The 23,782-nt window shown below is 70.0% G+C and carries 27 protein-coding genes and 2 pseudogenes; 6 read left to right on the top strand and 23 right to left on the bottom strand.

Features of this window, described 5'->3' with window-relative positions:
• Positions 1-101: 101 nt before the first annotated feature.
• The 9 genes from KCH48_RS04855 to KCH48_RS04815 form a co-directional block, all read right to left on the bottom strand.
• Complete coding sequence (locus KCH48_RS04855) at positions 102-2,300, bottom strand: xanthine dehydrogenase family protein molybdopterin-binding subunit (protein ID WP_210570693.1); 2,199 nt, start codon at positions 2,298-2,300, stop codon at positions 102-104.
• A complete protein-coding gene (locus KCH48_RS04850) occupies positions 2,297-3,277 on the bottom strand; it encodes a xanthine dehydrogenase family protein subunit M (protein ID WP_210570691.1) in 981 nt (326 codons plus the stop codon). Before KCH48_RS04850 ends, KCH48_RS04855 begins: the two co-directional genes overlap by 4 nt.
• A gap of 12 nt (positions 3,278-3,289) precedes the next feature.
• Entirely contained in the window at positions 3,290-3,928 is a 639-nt protein-coding gene (locus KCH48_RS04845; protein ID WP_210570689.1) for a (2Fe-2S)-binding protein, read from the bottom strand.
• A 185-nt stretch (positions 3,929-4,113) separates the two neighbouring features.
• Positions 4,114-4,530, bottom strand: coding sequence for a cupin domain-containing protein (locus KCH48_RS04840; protein WP_210570687.1), 417 nt, complete (start codon positions 4,528-4,530; stop codon positions 4,114-4,116).
• Positions 4,531-4,568: 38 nt separating this feature from the next.
• Positions 4,569-5,336, bottom strand: coding sequence for a glucose 1-dehydrogenase (locus tag KCH48_RS04835; RefSeq protein ID WP_210570685.1), 768 nt, complete (start codon positions 5,334-5,336; stop codon positions 4,569-4,571).
• A gap of 73 nt (positions 5,337-5,409) precedes the next feature.
• Entirely contained in the window at positions 5,410-6,666 is a 1,257-nt protein-coding gene (locus KCH48_RS04830; protein ID WP_210570683.1) for an MFS transporter, read from the bottom strand.
• Between the two features lie 105 nt (positions 6,667-6,771).
• Positions 6,772-7,290: a cyclophilin-like fold protein gene (locus tag KCH48_RS04825; RefSeq protein ID WP_307840806.1), complete on the bottom strand. Its 519-nt coding sequence runs from the start codon at positions 7,288-7,290 to the stop codon at positions 6,772-6,774.
• Between the two features lie 14 nt (positions 7,291-7,304).
• Positions 7,305-7,970, bottom strand: a complete 666-nt coding sequence (locus KCH48_RS04820) for an SDR family oxidoreductase (protein ID WP_210570681.1) — start codon at positions 7,968-7,970, stop codon at positions 7,305-7,307.
• A gap of 36 nt (positions 7,971-8,006) precedes the next feature.
• Positions 8,007-9,023 carry a zinc-dependent alcohol dehydrogenase family protein gene (locus tag KCH48_RS04815; protein ID WP_210570680.1) on the bottom strand — a complete coding sequence of 339 codons (1,017 nt, stop codon included), beginning with the start codon at positions 9,021-9,023 and terminating at the stop codon, positions 8,007-8,009.
• Positions 9,024-9,191: 168 nt separating this feature from the next.
• Between KCH48_RS04815 and KCH48_RS04810 the strand changes: the two genes are divergently transcribed.
• Positions 9,192-10,073, top strand: a complete 882-nt coding sequence (locus KCH48_RS04810; RefSeq protein WP_210570678.1) for a helix-turn-helix domain-containing protein — start codon at positions 9,192-9,194, stop codon at positions 10,071-10,073.
• Positions 10,074-10,106: 33 nt separating this feature from the next.
• Here the strand turns inward: KCH48_RS04810 and KCH48_RS04805 are convergent, their stop codons facing one another.
• The 11 genes and pseudogenes from KCH48_RS04805 to KCH48_RS04755 all read right to left on the bottom strand — a co-directional run bounded on the left by KCH48_RS04805 (position 10,107) and on the right by KCH48_RS04755 (position 19,511).
• Positions 10,107-10,844: an HAD family hydrolase gene (locus tag KCH48_RS04805; protein ID WP_210570676.1), complete on the bottom strand. Its 738-nt coding sequence runs from the start codon at positions 10,842-10,844 to the stop codon at positions 10,107-10,109.
• The gene (locus KCH48_RS04800; protein WP_210570674.1) at positions 10,841-11,650 is read right to left on the bottom strand and encodes a DeoR/GlpR family DNA-binding transcription regulator; all 810 of its coding nucleotides are present in this window, start codon (positions 11,648-11,650) and stop codon (positions 10,841-10,843) included. The genes KCH48_RS04805 and KCH48_RS04800 overlap by 4 nt, the downstream gene beginning before the upstream one ends.
• Before the next feature lie 70 nt (positions 11,651-11,720).
• The gene (locus KCH48_RS04795; RefSeq protein WP_307840805.1) at positions 11,721-12,893 is read right to left on the bottom strand and encodes an alcohol dehydrogenase catalytic domain-containing protein; all 1,173 of its coding nucleotides are present in this window, start codon (positions 12,891-12,893) and stop codon (positions 11,721-11,723) included.
• Entirely contained in the window at positions 12,890-13,774 is an 885-nt protein-coding gene (locus KCH48_RS04790) for a carbohydrate ABC transporter permease (protein ID WP_210570672.1), read from the bottom strand. Before KCH48_RS04790 ends, KCH48_RS04795 begins: the two co-directional genes overlap by 4 nt.
• Complete coding sequence (locus KCH48_RS04785) at positions 13,771-14,730, bottom strand: carbohydrate ABC transporter permease (protein WP_210570671.1); 960 nt, start codon at positions 14,728-14,730, stop codon at positions 13,771-13,773. Before KCH48_RS04785 ends, KCH48_RS04790 begins: the two co-directional genes overlap by 4 nt.
• Positions 14,731-14,820: 90 nt before the next feature.
• Positions 14,821-16,170: a sugar ABC transporter substrate-binding protein gene (locus tag KCH48_RS04780; RefSeq protein ID WP_210570670.1), complete on the bottom strand. Its 1,350-nt coding sequence runs from the start codon at positions 16,168-16,170 to the stop codon at positions 14,821-14,823.
• 384 nt (positions 16,171-16,554) lie between these two features.
• A complete protein-coding gene (locus KCH48_RS42840; RefSeq protein ID WP_307840804.1) occupies positions 16,555-16,920 on the bottom strand; it encodes an FGGY family carbohydrate kinase in 366 nt (121 codons plus the stop codon).
• Positions 16,823-17,140 carry an FGGY family carbohydrate kinase gene (locus tag KCH48_RS42835; protein ID WP_307840813.1) on the bottom strand — a complete coding sequence of 106 codons (318 nt, stop codon included), beginning with the start codon at positions 17,138-17,140 and terminating at the stop codon, positions 16,823-16,825. Before KCH48_RS42835 ends, KCH48_RS42840 begins: the two co-directional genes overlap by 98 nt.
• Before the next feature lie 366 nt (positions 17,141-17,506).
• Positions 17,507-17,650: a hypothetical protein gene (locus tag KCH48_RS04765; RefSeq protein ID WP_210570667.1), complete on the bottom strand. Its 144-nt coding sequence runs from the start codon at positions 17,648-17,650 to the stop codon at positions 17,507-17,509.
• A gap of 109 nt (positions 17,651-17,759) precedes the next feature.
• A pseudogene (locus tag KCH48_RS04760) lies at positions 17,760-18,626 on the bottom strand (GNAT family N-acetyltransferase).
• A 438-nt stretch (positions 18,627-19,064) separates the two neighbouring features.
• Complete coding sequence (locus KCH48_RS04755; RefSeq protein WP_210570666.1) at positions 19,065-19,511, bottom strand: DUF1772 domain-containing protein; 447 nt, start codon at positions 19,509-19,511, stop codon at positions 19,065-19,067.
• Between the two features lie 90 nt (positions 19,512-19,601).
• Between KCH48_RS04755 and KCH48_RS04750 the strand changes: the two genes are divergently transcribed.
• The gene (locus KCH48_RS04750) at positions 19,602-20,180 is read left to right on the top strand and encodes a TetR/AcrR family transcriptional regulator (protein ID WP_210570665.1); all 579 of its coding nucleotides are present in this window, start codon (positions 19,602-19,604) and stop codon (positions 20,178-20,180) included.
• Between the two features lie 69 nt (positions 20,181-20,249).
• On the opposite strand, the gene KCH48_RS04745 is transcribed toward KCH48_RS04750, so the two are convergent.
• Positions 20,250-20,498 carry a hypothetical protein gene (locus KCH48_RS04745; RefSeq protein ID WP_210570663.1) on the bottom strand — a complete coding sequence of 83 codons (249 nt, stop codon included), beginning with the start codon at positions 20,496-20,498 and terminating at the stop codon, positions 20,250-20,252.
• Positions 20,499-20,679: 181 nt separating this feature from the next.
• On the opposite strand from KCH48_RS04745, the gene KCH48_RS04740 reads away from it, so the two are divergent.
• Complete coding sequence (locus KCH48_RS04740) at positions 20,680-20,871, top strand: hypothetical protein (RefSeq protein ID WP_210570661.1); 192 nt, start codon at positions 20,680-20,682, stop codon at positions 20,869-20,871.
• Between the two features lie 90 nt (positions 20,872-20,961).
• Positions 20,962-21,072, top strand: a pseudogene (locus KCH48_RS43380) (SulP family inorganic anion transporter); the annotation flags it as partial.
• A gap of 103 nt (positions 21,073-21,175) precedes the next feature.
• Here the strand turns inward: KCH48_RS43380 and KCH48_RS04735 are convergent.
• The gene (locus KCH48_RS04735; RefSeq protein ID WP_210570660.1) at positions 21,176-21,949 is read right to left on the bottom strand and encodes an MIP/aquaporin family protein; all 774 of its coding nucleotides are present in this window, start codon (positions 21,947-21,949) and stop codon (positions 21,176-21,178) included.
• Positions 21,950-21,987: 38 nt separating this feature from the next.
• A complete protein-coding gene (locus KCH48_RS04730; RefSeq protein ID WP_210570659.1) occupies positions 21,988-22,296 on the bottom strand; it encodes a helix-turn-helix transcriptional regulator in 309 nt (102 codons plus the stop codon).
• Positions 22,297-22,410: 114 nt separating this feature from the next.
• Here KCH48_RS04730 and KCH48_RS04725 point away from each other — a divergent pair, with 114 nt between their 5' ends.
• Both KCH48_RS04725 and KCH48_RS04720 read left to right on the top strand, forming a co-directional pair.
• Entirely contained in the window at positions 22,411-23,049 is a 639-nt protein-coding gene (locus KCH48_RS04725) for a three-helix bundle dimerization domain-containing protein (protein WP_210570658.1), read from the top strand.
• A 33-nt stretch (positions 23,050-23,082) separates the two neighbouring features.
• Positions 23,083-23,502 carry an arsenate reductase ArsC gene (locus KCH48_RS04720; protein WP_210570657.1) on the top strand — a complete coding sequence of 140 codons (420 nt, stop codon included), beginning with the start codon at positions 23,083-23,085 and terminating at the stop codon, positions 23,500-23,502.
• Positions 23,503-23,782 lie beyond the last annotated feature (280 nt).

The raw sequence follows: 23,782 nt of genomic DNA, 5'->3' as shown, positions 1-23,782 counted from the left end.
CGCCGCCGCGCCGACGGGGAGCGTATGGGCGGCGGCGGCCCTGGTAGGTCCGGCAGCCGTACGGGGGAGCTGCTGCCGGACCGGCCTGTGGGGTGCTGGGATCAGAGCAACGCCTCGGCGGTGATGGGCAGTTCGCGGACCCGGCGGCCGGTGGCGTTGAAGACCGCGTTGGCGAGCGCGGCCGCCACACCCACCTGGACGACCTCGCCGAGCCCCTTGACGCCGAGCTCGTTGCCGTCGTTGTCCTCGCCGTCCAGGTAGATCGCCCTGACCTCGGGGACATCGGCGTTGACGGGGACGAGGTAGTCGGCGAGGTTGGCGTTCACGATCCGCCCGTCACGGTGGTCGGTGACCGTGTGCTCGAGCAGAGCCCCGCCGATACCGCCCACGATGCCGCCGATCGCCTGGCTGTCAGCCAACTTGGGGCTGATGATCCGCCCCGCGTCGTACACGCCGAGCATCCGCCGCACCCGCACCAGACCGAGGGTCGCATCCACGGCGACCTCGGCGAAGGCCGCGCCGTAGGCGTGGTAGGAGCGCCGCGCGGGAGTCGGCGGCCCGGCGTAGGAGCCGCGTGCTTCCAGGTGGGAGCGGTCGTTGCGGGCCAGTAGCCGTTGGTACGTCTCACCGCGCGCCGGGTTGCCCTTCACATGCAGCCGGCCGCCGCGCACCACCACATCGCCGGCGTCCACTCCGTACAGCGGCGAATCGCGGTCCTCCACGGCCAGCTTGACCGCCTGCTGCCGCACCTTGTCGCAGGCGTCGAGGACGGCGGTGCCGACGCTGGCCATGGTCGCCGAGCCGCCGTGCGGCCCGGTCTGCGGAAACAGCGAGTCGCCGAGCCGGAAGGTGACCGTGCGCATGGTCAGCCCGAGCGCGTCGGCGGCGACCTGGGTCTGGGAGGTGTAGGTGCCCGGCCCCATGTCACTGGTGGCCGTCTCGACCACAGCGGTGCCATCGGCATCCAGGCGGGCCCGGGCCTCCGCGGGAAAACGCCCCGGGTCGTACACGCTGGTGGCCATGCCCATGCCGATCAGCCAGTCGCCCTCGCGCCGCGAACGCGGCCGGGACGAACGCCGGTGCCAGCCGAACTCCCGGGCCCCGACCGTGTAGCACTCGCGCAGCCGACGGGTGGAGAACGGCAGGTTGTTCGACTCGTCCTCGTCCGGCTCGTTGCGCCGCCGCAGCTCGATCGGGTCGATGCCCAACTTGTTCGCGAGCTCGTCCATGGCCGACTCGATCGCGAACGACGCCGTCGCGAAGCCGGGTCCGCGCATCCAGATCGGGGTGTTCACATCCAGCGGCACCTGCCGGTACGCCTGGCTGACGTTGGGCATGCTGTAGGTCATCTGCCCGGGCGCCATAGCCGCCTCGGTGAACGTCTCGTACGAGGACGTCTCGGCGTCGATACCGTGAACGGCCGCGGTCAGCCGACCGCGCCGGTCACTGCCGAGGCGCAGCCGGTACGTGTACGCCGGCCGGAAGCCGGTGCCGAAGTACATCTGCCGGCGGCTGAGCACCAGCTTGACCGGGCGCTTCGTCACCCGCGCGGCCAGGGCGGCGACGGTGGTGTGCGGCCAGCAGCGCAGCCCGCTGCCGAAACCGCCGCCGACGAACGGGTTGATGACCCGCACCGCGTCCGCGGGCAGGCCGAACACGGCGGCGAGTTCGTCGTGGGTGCCCATCACCCACTGGGTCTTGTCCCAGACGGTGAGCTTGTTGCCGTCCCAGTGGGCGAGGGTGGCGTGCGGCTCCATCGGGTTGTGATGGTTGCGCGCCAGTTGGTAGGTCAGGTCCAGCCGTACGGCGGCGTCGCGCAGGCCGGCTTCCGCGTCGCCGCGCGCGTAGTTCGTCGGCTCGCCCGGCTCGGCCTCGGCGAGGTCGGTCGAGGGCTGCTGGGCGTCGTACTCGACCTTGACCAGGCTCGCGCCGTGCTGGGCGGCCTCCAGGGTGGTGGCCACCACGACGGCGACCGGCTGGCCGTGAAAGAGGACCTTGTCGTCCTGGAAGACCCGCAGCCGTCGGCCCCCCGGAGGGTTGTTGGACCCAGGGTTGTCGCGGTACGGCAGCTTCGGGGCGTTGCGGTGGTGGATCACCCGCAGCACACCCGGGTGCTTCTCGGCGTCAGCGGCATCGATGGAGGTGATACGGCCGCGTCCGATGCTCGCGTCGACGATCACGGCGTGGACGGCGCCTTTGATGTCGTTCTCGGCGGCGTACTTGGCCTGGCCGGTGACCTTCAGCCGGCCGTCCACCCGGGAGAGCGGGGCGCCGACGGCTGCCTGCGGCTGGGGGCTCATTTGCTGTCTCCTACGGTACGGAGCTGGCGTTCGACGGTGCGCTGGAGCAGCTCGACCTTGAAGCGGTTGTGCTGCAGGGGCCGGGCTCCGTTGGCGGCGCGGCCGGCGGCCTCGGTCCACAGCCGGTCGGAGGGGCGTTCACCGACGAGGGCTTCTTCGACGGCGGAGAGCTTCCAGGGGACGGTGCCTACGCCTCCGGCGGCGACGTATGCGTCGCGGATCACTCCGCCGCGTATGTGCAACGCGACGGCCGCGGAGGTCAGGGCGAACTCGTAGGACTGCCGGTCGCGCACCTTCAGATAGCCGGACTTCAGCGGGCGTGGAAGGGCAGGAATCTCTACGGCGGTGATCAACTCGCCCTGGCGGAGGGCCTGTTCGCGGTTCGGGGTGCTGCCCGGTCGCAGCAGGAAGTCGGCGAAGGGGATGTGGCGCTCGCCGTCCGGGCCCAGCAGATGCACCTGCGCCTCCAGTGCCGCGAAGGCCACGGCGACGTCGGAGGGGTGGGTGGCAACGCAGTCGTCGGAGGTGCCGAGGATGGCGTGCGTACGGTTGACGCCCTCCAGCGCGGCACATCCCGAGCCGGGGTCGCGCTTGTTGCAGTCGGCGGTCACGTCGCGGAAGTACGTGCAGCGGGTGCGCTGCATGATGTTGCCGCCGATGGTCGCCATGTTCCGCAGCTGCGCCGACGCGCTCAGCTCCAGCGACTCGGAGATGACGGGAAACAGCGTGCGCACCTTGGGGTGGGCGGCCGTCTCGGCCATGCTCACCAGCGCGCCGATGCGCAGGCCTCCGCGTTCGGTGACCCTGACTTCGCGCAGTGGCAGGTCGCTGATGTCGACGATCGTGTCGGGGCGTTCGACGGTCTCGCGCATCAGGTCGACCAGCGTGGTGCCCCCGGCGATGTAACGCCCGCCGTTCCGGCCCGCGTTGACGGCCTCACGGGTGTCGGACACCTTGGCGTAGGAGAAGGGATACATGGCGGCCGATCCTCACTTCCGGCCCGCGGTCTGTTCGACCGCGCGCACGATTTTCACGTAACAGCCGCAGCGGCAGATGTTGCCGCTCATGAACTCCCGGATCTCCTCGGCCGATCCGGTGTGGCCCTCCTTGATGCAGCCGACACCGGAGACGATCTGGCCGGGCGTGCAGTAGCCGCACTGGAAGGCGTCTTCGTCGATGAACGCCTGCTGGAGAGGGTGCAGTTCGTCGCCGTCGGCCAGGCCCTCGATCGTGGTGACCTCGGCACCTTCCAGACGCGCCGCCAGGGTCAGGCAGGAGTTGACGCGCCGGTCGTCGACCAGGACGGTGCACGCGCCGCAGGCGCCGGCGTTGCAGCCCTTCTTCGAGCCCGTGAGGCCGAGGTGCTCGCGGAGCAGGTCCAGGAGCGAGGTGCGGTTGTCGACCGTCACGGTCCGGCGGGTGCCGTTGACCGTCAGCGAGACGCGGCTGGAGGGCGACGGCCCCGCCGCGCTCACCTCCTCCGGGAGGGCGATGAAGGCCCCTCCAGCCACGACGGCTCCGCCGACCGCGGCACTGGTGGCGATGAACGTGCGCCGGGTGGGCGCGGGGGCGGACTCGCCGGCTCCGGTGGGGGGTGGAGCGGCAGATTCAGGGAGTTCGGTAGACATACGTACGCCTTCGTATCGCGGACGGATCGGCCGTACACAGCAGGGGGACGGGAGACTGGATCGTCGTCACCGCGGGAACCGGGCAACCGCGCGCTTCTGCAGCGGCGACTGGTCGCATGGGGAGTCTTGCACCACCGGCAACGTTGGCGGCAGGGAGACTTTTCTCCCCCCTTGGTGAGCCGGTGTCACTGGTTGCGGGTGATGCGGGGGCCCTTGTACTGCTGGTCGGTGACCGGCTCCGCCCAGGCGGTCTCGGGGGTGCCGTCGCCCGTGCCCTCCCACAGGGCGATGTGTTCCATGAACCGGTCCGGGGCGGCTCCGTGCCAGTGCTCCTCGTTCGGCGGGCAGGCGACGGTGTCGCCGGGGTGGGCTTCGAAGACGGTGCCGTCCCGGGTGCCGATGAGGGCGACGCCGGAAACGATGTGCAGGGTCTGGCCGAGGGCGTGGGAGTGCCAGTGGGTGCGGGCGCCCGGTGAGAAGCGGACCAGGTTGGCGCGCATCCGGGAGGGCTCCTGGCCGGCCACGATGACGTCCCACCACACGTCGCCGGTGAACCAGTCCGCCGGGGCCTTGCTGCTGGGCTGCTGCTCGATGAATTCCATGGTGTCTCTCTGAGCTCTGTTTGGTATGGGGGCTGTCCCTAGCGGGCGACGTAGCCGCCGTCGACGGGGAGGGCGGCGCCGACGACGAAGCCCGCCCCGGGGCTGCACAGCCACAGGACCGCCTGGGCGATTTCCTCGGCGGTGCCGAGCCGGTTGATGGGTTGGTTGGCCTCGGCCTCGGCGCGGTCGAGCTCCCCCTTGGCGATCATGTCGCTGACCATGGGGGTGTCGATGGTGCCGGGGCAGACGGCGTTGACGCGGATGCCGCGTGGGGCGTATTCGAGGGCGGCGCTGGTGGTCAGGCCGATGACTCCGTGTTTGGAGGCGTGGTACGAGGCGCGGCCGGGCAGGCCGACCAGGCCGCCGAGGGAGGAGCAGTTGACGATGGCGCCGCCGCCCTGGGCGCGCATGTGCCGCAGCTCGTGCTTCATGCAGGCCCATACGCCGCGGAGGTTGATGGCGTTGACGCGGTCGAACCGTTCGGCGGGTTCGTCGGCGGCGTCGCTGGGCGGGATCTGGATGCCGGCGTTGTTGTAGGCCATGTCCAGGCGGCCGAAGGTCTCCACGGTGCGGTCGACCGCGGCGGCGACCTGGTCCTCGTCGCTGACGTCGCAGGTGAGGGCGAGGGCTTGATGGCCGGCGTCGGTGAGTTCCTTCGCGGCTGTCTTCAGGGCGGCTTCGTCGATGTCGGTCAGGGCGACGGCGGCTCCGGACGCGGCGAACGCGCGCGCCGTCGCCAGGCCCATACCGGCGCCGGCTCCGGTGACGAGCGCGACCTGACCGGTGAAGTCGTACGTGGGATTCACGTCGTGTTGTCCTCATCAGTTCGGGGAGTCGCCGGATTCCGGCAGACTCCGGCTGGACGGATCCGGGCGTGTGTCAGTACTGCGACGGCACCCGCGCGGGTTCGTCGCGTCGTACGTCCGTCGGAGCGCCGCTCCGGGCCACGATCCGGCCCTTGTTGGACGAGCCGTGGACAGCGAGGGCGATCAGCGGGAGCAGGGTGAGGGCGGCGATGACGGTGCCGACCACGGGCGGGCCGGTCAGGCCGAGGGTGGAGTCCAGCGCCGTACCGGCGATCGCCGATCCGGCGGCGATGCCGGTGTTGAAGGCGGAGGTGGTCAGCGCCGAGGTGAGGGTGGGGGCGTCGCCGGCGAAGCGCATGGCGAGGGCGGTGACGACCGGGTTGACCGTGAAGCCGGTCAGGCCCATGAGAAAGACGAGGAGAGTGGCTGTCACCGCGTTGGCGGACAGCGGGATCAACAGGAGCAGGACCAGGGCGGTGGCCGCGGCGGCCGCGATGGTGGTGGCCATCGGACGCCGGTCGCCCAGACCGCCTCCGATGGTGGTGCCGCCCAGGGCGCCGACGCCGAACGCGATGAGGACGAGTGGTACGGCGCCCGCCGGGATGCCCGCGCGGTCGGTCAGCAGCGGCGTGACATAGGTGTACGTCGCCAGAACGCCACCCATGATCAGCATCGCGGCACCGAGCGCCAGCCACAGCCGGCCTTGCCTCAGAGCCCGGACCTCGGCCCGGATGGACACCTCGACGCGCTGCTCCTGGGCCGGGATGAAGCGGCCGATGAACACGGCTGCCAGCCCGGAGAAGACGGCCAGGGCCCAGAAGGGTCCGCGCCAGCCGGTGAACTGGCCGGCGAAGGAGCCGATCGGCACGCCGACAACGTTGGCCAGGGTCAGGCCGCCGATCATGACGCCCGTCGCGCGGGTGGCGTTGCGTGGGCCCGCGGCGGTGGTGGCGACGACGAAGCCGACGGACCAGAACGCTCCGGTGGCCAGGGCCGTGACGGCGCGGGCGATGAGGACGATCGTGAAGGACGAGCTGAGGGCGGCGACCAGATGTCCGAGGCAGAACACGGACAGGGCCAGGATCAGCGTCCGGCGCTGAGGAAGGCGCAGCGTTGCCATGGCCATGGTCGGCGCGCCGACGATCATGCCGATGGCGAAGGCGGTGATCAGCAGGCCGGCGTGGGAGACGCTGACTCCGAGGTCAACGGCCAACTCCGCCAGCAGTCCCGCGACGACGAACTCGGTGGTCCCCATCAGGAACGTGCCGGCGGCGAGCACCCAGACGACGAAGGGGAGCTTGCCGGGGGTGGTCCCGGACGCGGAAGGCATACGTGTGGTCTCTCCTTGCGTGGAAATCGGCGGATCGTGGTGGCGAGCGAAGCCGTCGCGGCAGACAGCGGACGGCGCGGCCAGGTCTTCGACGGTTCCAGCTGGTCAGGGCGCGGCTTCGATGGTGATCTCGTCGGCGGTGGCGAGTTGCTCGGTGCCACCGTCGGCCATGTGCCCGAGGGGCACCAGGCCGGCCGCGTAGGGGGCGTCGCGGTAGTAGGTGGCGAGTTGGTTCCAGGGGGCGTAGTACGCCAGGTCACCCGGCTTGGGGTCGGCGCCTTCCGGGGCGCCGGAGGTGGACAGCTCGCGGGGCAGGTCGGCGATCTTCTCGGCCTGGTGGAGGTCACGCAGGGACAGGGAGAGGGGAAGCTGGGCGGCGAAGTCGCGGGCGGTGGGGCTGTCGTTCAGGGTGGCGGCGATGTGGTGGCCGTTGAGCGTGAGCCGGATGTTCATGGCGGTTGTCCTGGCGGGTGATGTGGTGGCGGCCGGCGCTGTCGGAGTCTGCGACGACGCGGGCTCGGAGGGTGAGGAGGACGGGGAGTCGTTGGCGCAGGCGGTCGCGACCACCAGCAGGGTGGCGGCCGGGATCACGCGGACGAGAGCAGGAAGGGGTACCGGTTTCACGGGGCGTCCTGTGACTAGTCGGGCAGGGGCTCGGCGTAGTGGCGGAAGCCGTCCCGCTGCCGGTGGATGTCGTACAGCCGCTGTGCCAGCACCTCGGGGCTGCTGTGCTCGGCGTCGGGCCGGATCGCGCCCGGGATGATCAGCTGCGCGACGTGGATGTTCTCCCCGGCGAGCGTGTCGTGCAGCATGCGGGCGTAGGCGCTCTCGGCGGCGAACGCGATCGAGGTGCCGGCGACCTTCGGGTTGGGGCGTACGGCGCTGGAGCCGTTGACGAACAGCAGTGTGCCGCGGCCGAGTTCCCGCATGCCGGGCAGTACGGCGTTCACGCCGGCGACGGCACCCTTGACGGAGAAGGCGAGCGGGGCGTCGAGGTCGTCGGCGCTCGTGTCGAGGACCGGCTTCATGAAGTCGGCGCGCGGCACCGGGCTGTACTGGAGGATCTCGATGGGCCCCAGGGCGGCCACAGCCGCGTACAGAGCCGCGGTCAGCGACTCGAGGTCCAGGACGTCGGCGGTGAACCCGCGCGCCTGGATGTCGTCACGGGCGAGGCCGGCGGTCAGGCCGTCCAGCTTTTCCGCGTTGCGGGCGATGAGGGCGACGGTGTGGCCGGCGGCTCCGAAACGGCGGGCCGTGGCGAGCCCGAGGCCGGGGCCCGCGCCGACAAGGGCGAAGGTCGTCATGGTCAGTCCTTGGGTGAGTGGGGGTGGCGTCTGCGCTCAGGGCTTGAGCAGGGCCTTGATGGCGCGGCGCTCGTCCATCGCCCGGTAGCCCTCGGCGACCTGGTCCAGGGGCAGGCTGAGATCGAAGACCTTGCCGGGGTTGATCAGCCCGGTCAGGACGCGGTCGATCAGGTCGGGCAGGTAGCGGCGGACGGGGGCGGGGCCGCCGCGCAGGCCGACGTGGGAGAAGAACAGCTCCTGGCCGTCGATCTGCACCTCGTGCGGGACGCCGACGAAACCGACGTTGCCGCCGGGCCGGGCCGAGCGCAGCGCCTGCCGCATCGACTCGGCGGTGCCGACGCACTCCAGCACCGCGTCCGCCCCGATCCCTCCGGTGAGGTCCTTGACGCGGGCGACGCCGTCCTCGCCGCGCTCGGTCACGATGTCGGTGGCGCCGAACTCCAGAGCCAGCGCCTGCCGGGACTCATGACGGCTCATGGCGATGATCCGCTCCGCGCCGAGTTCCTTGGCGGCGATGACACCGCACAGGCCGACCGCGCCGTCACCGACCACGACAGCCGTCGAGCCGGGCTTCACCTCTGCGGCGAGGGCGGCGTACCAGCCGGTGCCCATCACGTCGGACACGGCGAGCAGGCTCGGCACCATCTCGGCGTCCGGGTGCTCGTCGGTGGCGACCAGGGTGCCGTCGGCGTTGGGGATGCGGACGTGGTCGGCCTGGCAGGTGCTCATGAACTCGCGGTGCAGGCAGCTGGACTGCCAGCCGGCCAGGCAGTTGGCGCAGGTGTTGTCCGAGGTGGCGAAGGAGCCGACGACGAACTGGCCCGGCCTGACGCCCGCGACCGCGCTGCCCACTTCCTCGACGATGCCGACGTACTCGTGCCCCATCGGGTGCGGGTCGCCGATGGGTTCCGCGCCGCGGTACGGCCACAGGTCCGAGCCGCACACACAGGTGGCCACCGTGCGGATCACCGCGTCGGTCGGCCGGACGATCTTCGGGTCGTCGAGGTTCTCGAAGCGCACGTCGCCGGGGGCGTAGATGACTGCTCCGCGCATGGGGTGCTTCCTTCGGTGCGAGGGTAGGTGAGCCGCAGCCGAGGTCGGAAGGCTGCTCACGGTCGAGCCTCATACGCGAGGGCAGGCGCGAAAAGTGGAGCAATTCATCCCGGGAGGGAAGCATCCTGGGAGTAAATTCTCCCCCCTTTCAGGGGTGGGATCGGTGTCATGCTGGGGAGTATGACCGCCAACGTCCCCCTCAATGAGCTGGGAGAATTCCTCAAGAAGCGCCGCTCCGAGCTGAGTCCGCGCACGGTCGGACTGCCCGAGAGCGACAGGCCCCGCCGGGTGGAGGGGCTGCGCCGCGAGGAGGTCGCCCAGCTCGCCAGCATCAGCACCGACTACTACACCCGGCTCGAACAGGGCCGCATGCAGGCGTCAGCGCCCGTGCTGGACGTCCTCGCCCGCGTACTCCATCTGGATGACGACGAGCGCGGCTACCTCTTCCAGCTCGCGGGCAAGACCACCACGCGCACCCGGCGCCGCGGCCGGCAGAAGGTCCAGCCGCAGCTTCAGCGGGTCCTGGACGACCTCACCGCCACCCCGGCCATCGTGCAGGGCCGGCGCGGAGACATTCTGGCCTGGAACGCGCTGGCCGCCGCCCTGGTCACCGACTTCTCCCGCATCCCGGAAAGACACCGCAACTACCCGCGGCTCATCTTCACGGATCCTGCCCTGCGCAGCCTGTACGCCGACTGGAAGACCTCCGCGCATATCGCCGTCGCCCAACTGCGCATGGAGGCCGCGAAATATCCCGAGGACCCCCGCCTGATCGAGCTGGTCGGTGAACTGTCCACGCGTGACAGTCAGTTCGCCAAGTGGTGGGGCGAACACAAGGTCGCCGCCCGCACCGTGGGCACGAAGACCCTCAACCATCCCGTCGTCGGCGAACTCGTCCTCGACTGGGACACCCTCACCGCCAACACCGACCCCGACCAGCACCTCACCGTCTGGACCGCCGGGCCCGGCTCCCCCACCCATGAACGGCTCCGCATCCTCGCCTCCTGGGCCGCCGACCAGCACCTGCCGGCCTCCTCCCCCGCCGGCTGACCGCGACGGGCCGCCGCCATGAAGGCGGCTCGGTCAGATCACGAGCCGCTGCACATCCATCAGGCCGCGCTCTCCCGTGCGGTGTTCCGCCGGCAGGATGTAGGTGCGTAGACCGCAGGCGGCCGCGCCGCCGTCGCGGACCGGGTTGTCGCCGACCATGAGGGTGGCGCGGGGGTCCGCGCCGAGGTCGGCGCAGGCTTTGAGGAACAGCTGCGGGTCGGGCTTTTCCCGGCCCTGCTCGTAGGAGATCACGCAGGTGTCGATCAAGGCGTCAAGGCCGTGGTGGGCGAGGTGGGTGCGCAGGTCCCAGGCGAAGTCGCTGACGACGGCGATGCGCAGTCCGCGCTGGCGCAGGGCACGCAGGACCGGTTCGGTGTCGGGATACGGAACCCAGGCGTCCGGAGCGGTGAGTTCCCGGTAGGCCGCCTCCTCCACGCCGCGCAGGAAGTCCACCTGCCCCCACCATCCCCACATGGCGCGGCGGTGCAGTTCGGAAGAGAGATCCCGTCCTTCCTGGAGGGCGACGACGGAGGGCAGCCGGAAGGCGGCGCGCAACTGGTCGGAGATTCCGGCCACCGCGCAGGGCTCGTCCAGCAAGGCGAGGCGGCCGGTGGCGGAGGCGACCCGGCGCAGCCACGTCTCCAGGTCGATCATCTGGAAGATGGTGTTGCTGAAGTCGAACAGGACGGCCTGGACCGCGGGTACGGGCTCGGCCATCTCGACGTCGCTGGGACGGTAGGCGCTGGGCGTTTCGAACAGGGTGTGGATCACGGGGAGGACTCTTCGGGTTCGACCGTCTCGACGGGGACTCCGAGGTCGCGTATGGCCGCGAGTTCCGCGTCGGGTGTGCCGGTGTCGGTGATGACGGTGTGGTAGTCGGCCACGGACCCGTATGCGTACGTGGCGGTCTTGCCGAACTTCGAGTGGTCCACCAGGAGCAGCGCCTGTTCGGCGGAGGCGAGCATGGCCAGCTTCACCTCGACGTAGTCGTTCAGAGGGTGGAAGAGGCGTCCTTCCAGGACGGCCGTGGCGGACATCAGGGCGAGGTCGGCCCGGATCCGGGACAGGGCGCGGGTGACGGTGGGGCCGGTGCAGGAGTTGAAGTCGGCGCGGTAGTGGCCGCCCAGCAGGGTGACGTGCACCCCGGGGGCGGCGGACCCGAGGCGCTGTGCGAGGCCGACCGAGTTGGTGACGACGTGCAGCTGGTCCACCTCCGCCAGCGCCGGGACGAGGGGGAACAGGGTGGTCGAGTCCTCCATGAGCACGGTATTGCCCGGCCTGATCCGGGCGGCGGCTGCCGCGCACAGCGCGTTCTTGGCCGCGAGGGCGCTGTTCTCCCGGAAGCGGGTGGCCGTCTCCATGGTGAGGGCGGGGAACGCGACGGCCCGCCCGCGCTCCTTGCGCAGCAGATGCCGCCCGGTGAGGTCGTCCAGGTCCCGGTGCATCGTCATCAGACTGACGTCGAAGTGCCGGGCGAGGTCGTCGATGCGGGTCTCGCCATGGTCGGCGACATAGCGCAGCACGGCTTGGCGCCGCTCCTCGACGGCCGCCTGTGACAGTCGCGTACGGGCGGTCACGGCGCCCCTCCTTACCGGTAGCTCCGGTCTGGCAGTTTCCCACACGGGCCGGTGCGGGTCGGGCCTCGGGCTACGGTCCGTCCACCGTGACCAGCACCTTGACCTGCTCGGGGTCGACGGATGCGGCGAAGGCCTCGGCGGCGTCCTCCAGCGGGTAGGTGGCGGTGACGATCTCGGCGGTGTCCACGGCGCCCGCGGCGATCAGCGACATCGCGGTGCGGTAGTCGTCGCCGGTGTACATCAGGGTGCCCTCGATGCGGATCTCCCGGTCCTGGACCAGGTCGAGCCGGATGGGCGTGGTGCCCGCGGCTCCGACGCCGACGACGATGATCGTGCCGCCCTTGGTGACCAGGTCGATGGCCTGGGCCATGGACTGCTCCCGGGCCACGCAGTCGAAGACGACGTCGACCGGTCCACCGAGCGCTTCTCGGGTCTGGTCGGCAAGGTCGGTGGCGTCGGCGGGCAGGGCCGTGTCGGCTCCGAGACGCAGGGCGCGGTCCCGCTTGCCCGGCAGCAGATCGGTGACGGCGATCTTCGCGGCGCCCGCGTGCCGGGCGGCGGCGAGGACGAGCAGCCCGATGGGCCCGGCGCCGAGCACGACGACCGTGCATCCGGTGAGGTCACCGGCCTTCGCCACGGCGTGCACGGGGGTGGCCAGGGGTTCGACGAGGGCGGCCTCGATGTCGGTCATGCCGTCGGGGACGCGGTGGACTCGGTCGGCCGGAATGGCGAACAGGTCGGTCATGGCGCCGGGCGTCTGGCAGCCGAAGACCTTCAGCTCCTGGCAGATGTTGTAGCGGCCGGAGCGGCACTGTGGGCACCGTCCGCAGTACAGGTTGGGCTCGATGATCACGCGGTCGCCGGGTGCGAAGTCCTCGGCGCCCTTCCCGGCCGCGGCGACGACGCCGACCGCCTCGTGGCCGGGGCGGTAGGGCAGGTCGATGAAGGGATGGTGGCCGGCCGCCGCATGGGTGTCGGAGCCGCAGACCCCGACGACCGTGGTGCGTACGAGGAGTTCGTCGTCCCCGGGGACGGGGGCGGACACCTCCTCGAGGGCGATGTCATCGAGGGAGCGGACGAGTACGCGGCGGATCTGCTCGGTCATGGTGACGGGTTCCGTTCGGTGGGGGGCGTTCACGAGGAGGCCGGGCCGGGCTGAATCTGGATCTTGCCCGCGCACGCCGTCGGGCAGGACCGCGCAGTTGGCGACCGGGGCGGCGACGAACTCGGCGGCGGCTGTCACTTCACCGCTCCCAGGGACAGGCCGCGGACCAGTTTGTCCTGCGCGGCGAAGCCGGCGATCAGGACCGGGAGCGACACCAGGGTGGCCGCCGCGCAGAGCCGGGCCAGGAACAGGCCCTCGTTGGTGATGAACCCGACCAGGAAGACCGGCGCGGTGGAGGCCTGCGTCGCGGTGAGGTTCACGGCGAACATGAACTCGTTCCAGCTGAAGATGAAGCAGATCAGCGAGGTGGCGGCGAGGCCGGGCATGGCGACCGGCGCGACGACCCGCCACAGCACGGTGAGCAGTCCCGCCCCGTCGACCTCGGCCGCCTCAAGGATCTCCTTGGGGACCTCGGCGAGGAACGAACGCATCATCCACACCGCGATCGGCAGGTTCATGGCGGTGTAGAGCACGATCAGCGTCCACACGTTGTCCAGCATCCCGGCGTCCTTGACGATCAAGTACACCGGCAGGAGTGCCGCGATGGCCGGGAGGAACTTCGTGGACAGGAAGAAGAACATCACGTCGGTCCACTTCTCGACCGGCTTGATGGACAGCGCGTAGGCCGCCGGCACCGCGAGGGCGAGCACCAGCACCGTCGAAATGACGCTGGCCATGGCCGAGTTGAGGAGAAACGGAGTGATGTCCCGGCTGAACAGCAGCTTGTACTGGTCGAAGGTGACCGCGGCGAAGGGGGTCGGCGGGTTGGTCGCCGCGTCGGCCTCCTGGTGGAAAGAGGTGAGCACCATCCACGCCACCGGCGCGAAGAACGCCAGCGTGGCGAGCCAGGCGACGAACGTCCACAGCGGCGAAAGGCGCGGCGCACCGCCCTGGTCGTGATTACGGCGCAGGAACTTCTTGAACCTCGCCCCGGGCGCGACGGCTGCTGCGTGGGTCATCGGGACACCTCCTCGCGGAACAGCGACGCGATGGTGCGCAGCGCGAACGTCGCGATCACGATCGCGCCGAGCACGACGACGACACCGGCGGCGGCTGCCTCGCCGTACTCGTACTTGCGGAACATGGTCAGGTAGATCTCGTAGGGCAGGTTGGTCGTCTGCTTGCCGGGCCCGCCCTGGGTGATGGTGAAGACCGCGTCGAAGGTCTGCACGACGTAGATCGTGCCGAGCAGGACACCCAGCTCGATGTACTGGCGCAGGTGCGGCAGCGTGATGAAGCGGAAGGTCGCCAGCGCGGAGGCGCCGTCCATGCGGGCCGCCTCCAGGACGTCACCGGGCTGCGCCTGCAGACCGGCCAGCAGGATCAGCATCATGAACGGGGTCCACTGCCAGACCAGTGAGACCACGACGGCGGGCATGGGATACGAGGAGATCCAGTCGACCGTGGGGCCGTTGTCCGCTCCGAACAGTCGGTATACGGCGTTGAGTACGCCGTTGAGCAGGCCGTAGTCGGGGTTGTAGATGGCGTGCTTCCACAGCAGCGCCGCGGCGACCGGCATGACCAGGAACGGGGCGATGAGCAAGGTGCGCGCCAGCCCACGGCCGATGAACCGGCGGTCGAGCAGCATCGCCAGGCCGAGCCCGAGGATCACGCTGATGACCACCACCGACGCGGTGAGGACAACGGTGTTGAGCACCGCCGTACGCAGCCGTTCGTCGGTGAAGACGAACGAGAAGTTGGACAGGCCGACGAAGTGCCTCTCGCCCGGCTTGAGGATGTTCCACTGGAAGGTGGAGATCACGAGCGTGGCCACGAACGGCAGTTGCGTGACGACGATGGTGAAGATCAGCGCCGGAAGCAGGGGGATGCGACGCTTCCATTTGCCGATGCCCGAGGACTTCTGGGTTCGGGCGGGAGGTGGTGCGGTCTTGGGGGGTGCGGTGAGCGTGGTCATCGATGGTTCCTCCGCCAGTGACGGCCGGGTAGGGGAAGAGGTGCCGTGCCCGGCCGGCGGAAGGCCGGCCGGCCGACCGGGCAGGGACGGTCACTGGTAGTTCTTGGCGACTTCCTCGGCGAGCTTCTGGCCGTCGTCGAGTGCCTTGTCCACGCTGGTCTTGCCGGCGATGGCGGCGGAGATCTCCTGGGTGACCTTGGTGCCCAGGTCCTGGAACTCGGGGATGGCCACGTACTGGATGCCCACGGTCGGCCTGGGCTGGACGCCGGGGTTGGCCGGGTCGGCCTGCTCGATGGACTTCAGGGTGATCTCACCGAACGATCCGGCGGCCTTCTGGTACTGCGGGATCTCGTAGGTGCTGGCCCGCTTGCCGGCCGGGACACGCGACCAGCCGAGCTTCTCGCCGACCAGTTGCTCGTACTTCTTGCTCGAGGCCCACAGCATGAACTGCGAGGCCGCGTCGGCGTTCTTGGTGGTCTTGGGCATGGCCCAGGCCCAGGCCCACAGCCAGCCGCTGCTCTTGGTGTCGACGGTCGGCGCGTAGGCGTAGCCGACATTCCCGGCGATCTTGCTGGAGGCAGGGTCCTCCAGTGAACCGGCCGCGCTGGTCGCGTCGTACCACATCGCGACCTTCTTCTGGCTCAGCGCGTTGAGGCACTCGGTGAACCCGGCCTGCGGCGCGCCCGCCTCTCCGTGCTTGCGGACCAGGTCGACGTAGAACTTTGTGGCTTCCTTGAAGCCGCCGCTGTTGACCTGCGCCTTCCAGTCCTTGGTGAACCAGGTGCCGCCGAAGGTGTTGACCATGGACGTCAGCGGCGCACCCAGCTCCCCCCAGCCGGCCAGACCGCGCAGGCAGATGCCCTTCATGCCGGGCTCGGCGCCGTCGACCTCGGCCGCGATGTCGGCGATCTGCTGCCAGGTCGGCCGTTCGGGCACCGTGATGCCCTTCGCCTTCATGACGTCCTTGTTGTACATGAGCATCGAGGACTCGCCGTAGAACGGCATGGCGTAGAGCTTGCCGTCGGAGCCGGACAGCGACTGCACCATCGGCTTGAGCAGGTCGCTCTTGTCGAAGCTCGCGTCCTTGTCGGCGTAGGAGCCCAGCTCGTGCAGCCAGCCGTTCTTCTCCCAGATCGGTACCTCGTAGGCGCCGATGGTGGCGACGTCGTACTGGCCGGCCTGGGTGGCGATGTCCTGGGTGACTTTGTCGCGCAGCTCGTTCTCGGGAAGGATCGTGAAGTTGACCTTGATCCCGGTGTCCTTGGTGAAGGTGCTCTTGGTCAGCTTCGCGATGTCCTCCATCTGCGGGTTGCCGACCATCAGGACGTTGATGCTCTTGCCCCCGCTGTCGCTGCCGCCGGCCCCGGCTCCGGAACAGGCGGTGGTGAGGAGAGCGGTGGCGGCGGCGCCGGCTATGAGGGCGTATCTGGTGGATCGCATGAGGGACCTCTCGTGCGGGTGGGTCTGGAAACTGCGTAGGGGCTCCCGCCGCGGCGCCGCTCGTCGAGACCTTGACTGAGCTCGGCTGGGGAGGGTGTGGACGCGGCCCTGGGGTGTGGGGCGCGATATCGATGGCCGAATTATTATCAGGAGACTGCGCCGTTGTTAACACATCTTGCGAGAAAACTTCTACGAATCTATCGTCAAGCTGTCTCGCGAGGGGGTGCGGGGCGCCTCCGCCGTCTCCGAGGAGTCACGCATGAGTGCCAGGCCGGAATCCGCAGACAGACCCGACGTCGCCGCCGGACCCGGCCGGCTCGGAGTCCCCACGGCGCTGCTCGCCTGCGTCTGCGACGACCACTTCGGCGATCCGCTGCGCGCGCCTTACCCATGGACTGTCGACGGCCAAGCGAACACTGCCGCCCGCCGACATGGCCTACGCCCTGAGCGCCTCGCCGCCGTTCCCGGCGGTGGCGGGCTGCCCCCGGGCCAGACGGGGCGGTCACTGATCACTTCGTTGATGCTGAACGACCCGGTGATCAGGCACAGTTCGCCCGGCGTCGTGCCACCGATCCCGAGCGCGGCGGCATCGACGCCATGGGCGCCTGTGACGACTGGCGTTCCGGCGGTGAGCCCGGTGAGCGCCGCGGCCTCACGGGTGACGGTTCCGCTCACCGCCTCGCAGGCCGGCACGGGCGGCAACAGGGCGGCGAGCGCGCCGATGCCGTACAGGTCGAGCAGCTCTGGCACATAGCCCCCCGTCGCATATCGGTGAACGAGGCACTGGCGTCCGTGGGATCGGTGGCCACCGCGCGCCCGTCAGCCGTAGGCGCAGCCAGTCCTTGCAGGACAGCAGCCAACGGGCCTGTTGAAGCACTCCCGGTTCGTGGCGGGCGAGCCAGGCCAGCAGGGTCGCAGTGGAACCAGAGAAAGGCACCGTGCCCGACAACTCCAGGGCGCTGGACCACACCGGAGTGCCCCGCCACTCCTCCAGCACCGGTTCGGCGCGCGCGTCCACTGCCACGATCGCGGCCGCACCGGCCAACCCTGCGCATCGACGGCGTACAGGCCGTCGCCGTGCCCGGCCGGCCCCACCGCGGCGGTGGCCTGGAGCGTCGTCGGCCACACCTCTTCCATGTCCCGCGCGACCCAGTTCGAGTCTGCTGTGGCTCTCCGTGCCCCGCCGGCCTGCCGCACGGCGGCCAGGATGCTCTGGTAGTCCGCCGGCGCGGAGTCGGCCACCCCTGACGCGCGGTCCGGGATCAGCCGCACCGCCCGACCGCCACCTGCACCACCGGCGACCCGGCCGTTGCCCGCTCGTCAGCGAGCTGCTCGCTCAACCGCTGCCCACCCGCACCGCCATGGGCGGCTCGTCCCGCTCGGCCCGCACCTCGGACAGCCGCGTGATCAGCTGCTCTTCGGGTTCATCCAGCTCCGCGCAGCGCGCGGTGATCCGCTCATGCACCTCGGGGTCCACCATGCGCCGGAGCGTACGAGCGCAGCCCGAGACGGCGGATGAGGCACCGGAAACCCGCATCCTGCCAGGCGATCTACGCCCCAGAATGCCGCCTTACCGAGCAGCCCCGGCGTCAGGCCGTCCGGATCCGTTCCCGCACCACCGGCCGCACCTCGAACCCGGCCGCCTTGTACGTGGCGACGCCGCCGACGTTGGAACTCGGCGTGCATACACGTACGCTCGACGAACCCATCTCCCGCAGCGCGGCCGCCCCGGCCACGGTGATCGCCCGACCGTAGCCGCGACCACGGTGGTCCTCGTGGACGCCCATCGGCTCGACCAGCCCCGGCTTCCCCGGGCCGGCCGACCACACCGTCACCACCGCCGCCATGCTGGCCTGGTCGTCATAAGCGCCCAGGCAGCGGGCGTCGGGGTAGAACGGTCCCGCCGACATCGCGTGCCAGTACTCGCGCGTAGGCCGCGCAGTATTGAACGCCGACCGCAGGACGTCGGCGAAATCCTACGCCTGCTCCGGACCGATCGGCTTGATCCGCACGCCGGGGTCCTCCACCGGCTCGGTGAGGTCGCGGAAGAGCGGCGTCCACGGCTCGCCGACGCCCCAGCCCTCCTTGCTCAGCAGGTCGTGGAGCAGCAGGCCCAACGGCCCCTCGATGGACACCGCTCCTTCCGGCAGCACGCCGCGCTCAGGCAGGGAGAAGTCCTCGACAAGCCGCCGCGCCAAGTCCTCATCCTGGAAAGCGTCCGGAGCGACCGTCATCCGCACCAGCGTCGGCGAGTCGAGCATCCCGACCGCGAGAATCCGCCCGTCCCGACTCCAGGTCCGGACCGCCGTGGCCGTCTCGGCCGTTCCGAACCGGTAGTTCCAGCCGATGTCCCCGGAATGCAACTGCATCGGCGCTGCGTCGTACTGCCACTCCCGCAGCGCGGCCATGGCCTCGCGCACCCCGTCGACAGTCGGCGTACCCAGCGCAATCGTCATAGCCGGGATCAGACACTCCATCCCGAGGGTCCGCAACCGATTAACCGGGCCGGCCACTGCTCCCGCAGCGGCCCAACCAAGAGCTGCTGCTCCTGCAATAGCCCAGCAGTTTCGGTGCCCCCGTACCGCGCGGCGCGCGGTGATCCGCTCATGCACCTCGGAGTCCACCAATGCGCCGGAGCGTACGAGCGGCGCCCCGCACATCTGGGCCCCCCGCGTGATCTCCGCGTGCGTCTCGGAGCCGTACTGCCCTCTGGATCAAAGGCCTCACCGAACCAGATCCGGGAGCCGCGCAGGTGATCGAGGGGCATAGGTTGTCGGGATCGCAGGTGTGGACTCTCAGCGGCAGCTGCATGCCCGGACGTCGGGCCGTCGGTGGCCCGCTGCCGGCCGGGGGGTGGGGATTGTGCGTCACCGGCGCCGCGCCGGCCCGCGGGCTCAGGTGAGGGCGGCCGCCAGGCAGGCGAAGGCGGCGATGATGACGGCGACGCGGACGTAGTGCCAGCGGTCCCAGCGCATCATCTGCTCCTTCCAGTCGGCCGGCCGGCTGCCGGTGGTCCACGTCTTGACCCGGTTGTTGATCGGGACGAGCACCAGGATCGACATGAGCACGCTGACGATCAGCAGCGCGGCGGCTGTCACGACGAGGCCGGTGCCCTCGTTGTCCCATCCGGCGACGGCCCAGACCCCGACGAGGACGAGCGAGCCGATATACCAGAACGGCATCACGGCGCCGCCCAGTCGCGCCCCGTGGACGCGAGCGCGCAGGCCGTTGTCGCCGGGGAGCGCGTTGACGATCGGGTTGCTGAAGAAGGGGACGGAGAACTCCACCCCCACCATCACGCCGACGACCACGATGCTGACGACCTCAAGTGCATTGAGCATGATGACCCCTCCGGGATCTAGCGCCGCTAGATGATGAAGCAACGCTATCTCTGTTGCCGCTCCGTTGTCTAGCGGTGCTAGGATCGAGTCATGTCGGTACAGGAACGCAAGGAGCGCGAACGGGCGGCCCGCGAGCGCCTCATCGTGGCCACGGCCCGCGAACTCGCCGAGCAGCAGGGCTGGGACGCGGTCACCACCCGCCGGCTCGCCGAACGCATCGAATACAGCCAGCCCGTCCTCTACAGCCACTTCCGCGGCAAGCGCGAGATCATCGGCGCCGTCGCTCTGCAGGGCGCTTCCGAGATGGCCGTGGCGATGCGGGCCGCCACCGCCGCCGCCGACGGCCCGCGCGCCCGGGTCACCGCGCTGGCCCGCGCCTACCTCGCCTTCGCCGAACGCCATCCGGCGGTCTACGACGCCCTGTTCCAGCTCGACGGCGGCCTGGCGTACGCGCAGGAGGACACCCCCGAACCGTTGAAGGACGCCTTCGCAGCGCTGCTGGAGTGCCTCAGCGAGGTCGCCGGGGACGGCGTGCGCCCGGAGCTGTTCACCGAGACGTTCTGGGCGTCCTTGCACGGACTGGCCACCCTGACCCGAGCGGGACGGCTCCCGCCGGAGGACACCGAGCGCAGGACGGAGCTGCTGGTGGACCGGCTCGCCATGCTCTGACGCACCGTCCCGGACGGCACACGGCCGGGGTCCTCGGGCCCCGCTGCCTGCCTGCGGCATCGCTTCCGGTCACTCGCGCCCACACACGGCGCAGCCGCAGATCGCCGACCCCGCATCCCCGACGGGACACCCGGCCCGGAAGCTGCGGCACTCATTGATCACGACTCGACACGCGCCCTGGTCGGGATCCACGTCACCGTCCGGGCCTTGGCCGGCGGCGAACATGCCGGCCGCCGGGTGACCGGTGGCCATGGCTCGACGGCGCCGGCCTGATGCCATCGCCTTCTGCCGGTGCGGGGCCAGCACGCGTCGGTCCATGCCACCGTCGACACCTTGAATACGTCGTATGCGGTCAGACTGTCCGCAGTCGGGCTGACCACCCGTCAACAGCCCGTCGCTGCCCCCATACGCCGGGCTGCGCTTCCCCGATACACATACCGGTTGATCGAGGGCAGACGGACGGTAAGGGACGCCTGAACAGCGCGCGAGTCATTCGGCGATGACGGAGGTGGCTGCCGCCATGGACGGGACGGTGCTGGAGCGGTTTCCAGCAGGAGCTCCGCGCGGATCGCGACCTGCGGAGGAGTACGCGGCGCGACTACAGGCCGCGGGCGAATCCGGTGCGACGGTTGTGATGGACCTGAAGTCGGATGCGTTCCTGGTCGTCATCCGGGAGCGCGGCGAGGAGTAGCCACCGTCGAGGGCGCCTCCGGCGGCGCAGCGCGCCGGTCTTCGCCATTTCAGATATCGACATCGTCGGCACGATCTCGTGCGAGAGCCTCTCGAACAACTGGCCATGGGCGCCCTGAAGCTGGGGCGCTGGTTACGCGCAATATCCGTCTCGGTCGTCGAGGGCATGCTCGCCGGCATCGGCCTGGTGATCTCGCCGGGTGGCCGAGGGTGTTCGCCGCCATGCCCGTGATCCGCGAAGTGCTCGAGTCGCGCTGACCGAACGCGAACCGATTCGCCGATGACGACGACCCCGGGCGCCCGACTCACGCCTCAGGAGCGGTCCGGGCGTTCATGAAGATGAGCGAGACCAGTGCCAGCCCCACCACCGCGCCGATCACCTGCATGCCGATGAACGCCGGCACGGAACCCGGCTCGATCCCCGCGAAGGTGTCGGTGAAGGCCCTACCGATCGTCACCGCGGGGTTGGCGAAGGACGTGGACGAGGTGAACCAGTACGCGGCGCCGATGTATGACGCGACCGCGACCGGGGCGAAGCGGAGCCTGTCGGTGCGGGCCAGGCCGAAGATCAGGAGGATCAGACCGGCGGTCGCCACGACCTCGCCCAGCAGCAGGTTTCCTGCCGAGCGGTCATGCGTGGACCACTCCACCAGCGGCTCGCCGAACATCGCGTTCGCCAGGACGGCGCCGGCGATCGCGCCGACGATCTGTGCGGGGACGTACACCGCGACCTCCCGCGCGGTGACCCCGGATCCTCCTCGCCGCGCGGTCCACCACTCGGCAAGTGTGACGGCCGGGTTGAAGTGCGCTCCGGAGACCGGACCGAGCAGCACGATCAGCACGCCGAGCCCGAAGACCGTGGCCAGGGAGTTGGCCAGCAGCTGCACCCCGACGTCCTGGGTGAGCTCGGTGGCCTGGATGCCGGACCCGACCACGACGGTCACCAGGGCAGCGGTGCCGACCAGTTCGGCGGCGGCCCTGGCGACCAGGGGTGTACGGGGCGGTGTCGCTCCGGGCGCCGGCTGCGGCTCGTCAGCGGGTATGACGGACTCCGCGGCGGACTCGTGGGTGGCGGTCAACGAAGACTCCTTGGTGCAGTCGCCTCAGGCGGCGGGGATCAGGGGCAGGACCGCTTGTTGTCGGCCGCCGTGCGGGCGGACTCGGCCAGGTCGGCGAACTGGTCCGCGAGCGCAGCGACGACGTCCGGGCGAAGCTTGTAGTACGTGTACCGGCCGCACGGTTCCGTCTCGACGACCCCGGCCTCGCGCAGCACTCTCAGGTGGTTGGAGAGGTTGGTCTGGCGGGCGCCCGTCTCCTCCACCAGGTGGGTGGTGCAGAGGGTCTCCTTGGCGAGCAGGGTCACGATCTGGAGCCTGAGCGGATCGGCCAGAACCCGGATCAGATCAGTGTCGACTGACGTCATCATGGACTGATACTCTCACATCACCCACGGCTGATACCAGCCTGGGCTGATCCTTGCCGATCACTGGGACCCGCACCCAACACCCGTTGGGCCCATGCCCCTTTGAAAGGGGTCACCATGACGTCCGCCTCACCCCCTGTTCTGCCTGATGAGCATCTCGAAGCCGGCGTGGCCCGGCTCGCCCTGCGGTACCGGGGCCAGTTCTCCGCGGAGACCATCCAGAGCGTCATCACCGATTCGTACGAGCGTCTCGCTGAGCACGCCCACGTCCGCACCCACCTGATCGTGCTGACCGAGCACCTGACGAAGGACCGGCTCGACGCCATCGCGCACGTTCAGGGCGCGCCGGGCGTCGGACTGCCGCGGGTGCTGTTCGTCTGCGTCCACAACGCCGGCCGCTCCCAGATGGCCGCCGCTCTCCTCGCCCACCGGGCCCACGGCCGTGTGGTCGTCTCCTCCGCGGGCACGCGTCCCGCCGTCGAGATCGAGCCGACCGTCGGGCAGGTGCTGGCCGAGGTCGGGGTGAACCTGAGCGAGTCCGCCTTCCCCAAGCCGCTGACCGACGAGGTCGTGCAGGCCGCCGACATCGTCATCACCATGGGCTGCGGCGACGCCTGCCCCGTTGTGCCCGGCCGCCGCTACCTGGACTGGCCCACCACCGACCCCGAGGGCGCCCCGATCGACGTCGTCCGCGGCATTCGCGACGAGATCGACGCCCACATCACCGAGCTGCTCGACTCCCTGCCGAACACCTGAGCCCCGTACACCCACTCAAGAAGGAAGAACCTCATGTCCTCGACTCCGCTCGCCTCGGTGCTGTTCGTCTGCGTCCACAACGCCGGGCGCTCACAGATGGCCGCCGGATTCCTCACGCACCTCGCGGGCGACCGGATCGAGGTCCGCTCGGCCGGCTCCATCCCCGGCGACCAGGTCAACCCGGCCGCCGTGGAGGCCATGAAGGAGGTCGGCGTCGACATCTCCGACCAGCGGCCCAAGGTGCTGACCACCGAGGCGGTCCAGGCCTCCGACTTCGTCATCACCATGGGCTGCGGCGACGCCTGCCCGATCTTCCCGGGCAAGAAGTACCTCGACTGGACCCTGGAGGACCCGGCCGGCAAGGGCGTGGATTCCGTGCGCCCCATCCGCGACGAGATCAAGACCCGCATCGAGGCCCTGATCGCCGAGATCGACGCCCAGCAGGAGGCGTGACCTCAGTGATGGGCAACCCCATACGCGGGGTCATCACCATCGGCTGCGGCCCCGCCGGATCGGCTGTATAGCCGCCGACCGGCCGGAGTGTGTCATCCGCTCGGCTTTCGTGCGTTGTGCAGGGTCGGCTTACCGGATGGGGTGGTGCTCTGTTTGCGCTCCGGCGCTCCAAGGCGGTTTCCAGGGGCGCGACGATGGCGACCGGGTCGCCGCTGGTCAATCGGACCCATTCCGCTGCTCGTTCTACTATGGCGCTGCGTACTGCAGTGGAAAGGGAGCG

The sequence above is a fragment of the Streptomyces sp. GESEQ-4 genome (assembly GCF_017948455.1).
Taxonomy (GTDB): domain Bacteria; phylum Actinomycetota; class Actinomycetes; order Streptomycetales; family Streptomycetaceae; genus Streptomyces.
This window is presented reverse-complemented; position numbering and strand designations above follow the sequence as displayed.

Excerpts from the sequence above, each read along its gene's own strand:
- KCH48_RS04855 (WP_210570693.1), bottom strand. The coding sequence starts at position 2,300 with ATGAGCCCCCAGCCGCAGGCAGCCGTCGGCGCCCCGCTCTCCCGGGTG.
- KCH48_RS04840 (WP_210570687.1), bottom strand. The coding sequence starts at position 4,530 with ATGGAATTCATCGAGCAGCAGCCCAGCAGCAAGGCCCCGGCGGACTGG.
- KCH48_RS04810 (WP_210570678.1), top strand. The coding sequence starts at position 9,192 with ATGCTGGGGAGTATGACCGCCAACGTCCCCCTCAATGAGCTGGGAGAA.
- KCH48_RS04730 (WP_210570659.1), bottom strand. The coding sequence starts at position 22,296 with ATGATGACGTCAGTCGACACTGATCTGATCCGGGTTCTGGCCGATCCG.
- KCH48_RS04830 (WP_210570683.1), bottom strand. The coding sequence starts at position 6,666 with ATGCCTTCCGCGTCCGGGACCACCCCCGGCAAGCTCCCCTTCGTCGTC.
- KCH48_RS04740 (WP_210570661.1), top strand. The coding sequence starts at position 20,680 with ATGACGGAGGTGGCTGCCGCCATGGACGGGACGGTGCTGGAGCGGTTT.
- KCH48_RS04725 (WP_210570658.1), top strand. The coding sequence starts at position 22,411 with ATGACGTCCGCCTCACCCCCTGTTCTGCCTGATGAGCATCTCGAAGCC.
- KCH48_RS04750 (WP_210570665.1), top strand. The coding sequence starts at position 19,602 with ATGTCGGTACAGGAACGCAAGGAGCGCGAACGGGCGGCCCGCGAGCGC.
- KCH48_RS04820 (WP_210570681.1), bottom strand. The coding sequence starts at position 7,970 with ATGACGACCTTCGCCCTTGTCGGCGCGGGCCCCGGCCTCGGGCTCGCC.
- KCH48_RS04745 (WP_210570663.1), bottom strand. The coding sequence starts at position 20,498 with ATGGACCGACGCGTGCTGGCCCCGCACCGGCAGAAGGCGATGGCATCA.
- KCH48_RS04765 (WP_210570667.1), bottom strand. The coding sequence starts at position 17,650 with ATGGTGGACCCCGAGGTGCATGAGCGGATCACCGCGCGCTGCGCGGAG.
- KCH48_RS04785 (WP_210570671.1), bottom strand. The coding sequence starts at position 14,730 with ATGACCACGCTCACCGCACCCCCCAAGACCGCACCACCTCCCGCCCGA.
- KCH48_RS04850 (WP_210570691.1), bottom strand. The coding sequence starts at position 3,277 with ATGTATCCCTTCTCCTACGCCAAGGTGTCCGACACCCGTGAGGCCGTC.
- KCH48_RS04720 (WP_210570657.1), top strand. The coding sequence starts at position 23,083 with ATGTCCTCGACTCCGCTCGCCTCGGTGCTGTTCGTCTGCGTCCACAAC.
- KCH48_RS04815 (WP_210570680.1), bottom strand. The coding sequence starts at position 9,023 with ATGCGCGGAGCAGTCATCTACGCCCCCGGCGACGTGCGCTTCGAGAAC.
- KCH48_RS04755 (WP_210570666.1), bottom strand. The coding sequence starts at position 19,511 with ATGCTCAATGCACTTGAGGTCGTCAGCATCGTGGTCGTCGGCGTGATG.
- KCH48_RS04790 (WP_210570672.1), bottom strand. The coding sequence starts at position 13,774 with ATGACCCACGCAGCAGCCGTCGCGCCCGGGGCGAGGTTCAAGAAGTTC.
- KCH48_RS04780 (WP_210570670.1), bottom strand. The coding sequence starts at position 16,170 with ATGCGATCCACCAGATACGCCCTCATAGCCGGCGCCGCCGCCACCGCT.
- KCH48_RS04845 (WP_210570689.1), bottom strand. The coding sequence starts at position 3,928 with ATGTCTACCGAACTCCCTGAATCTGCCGCTCCACCCCCCACCGGAGCC.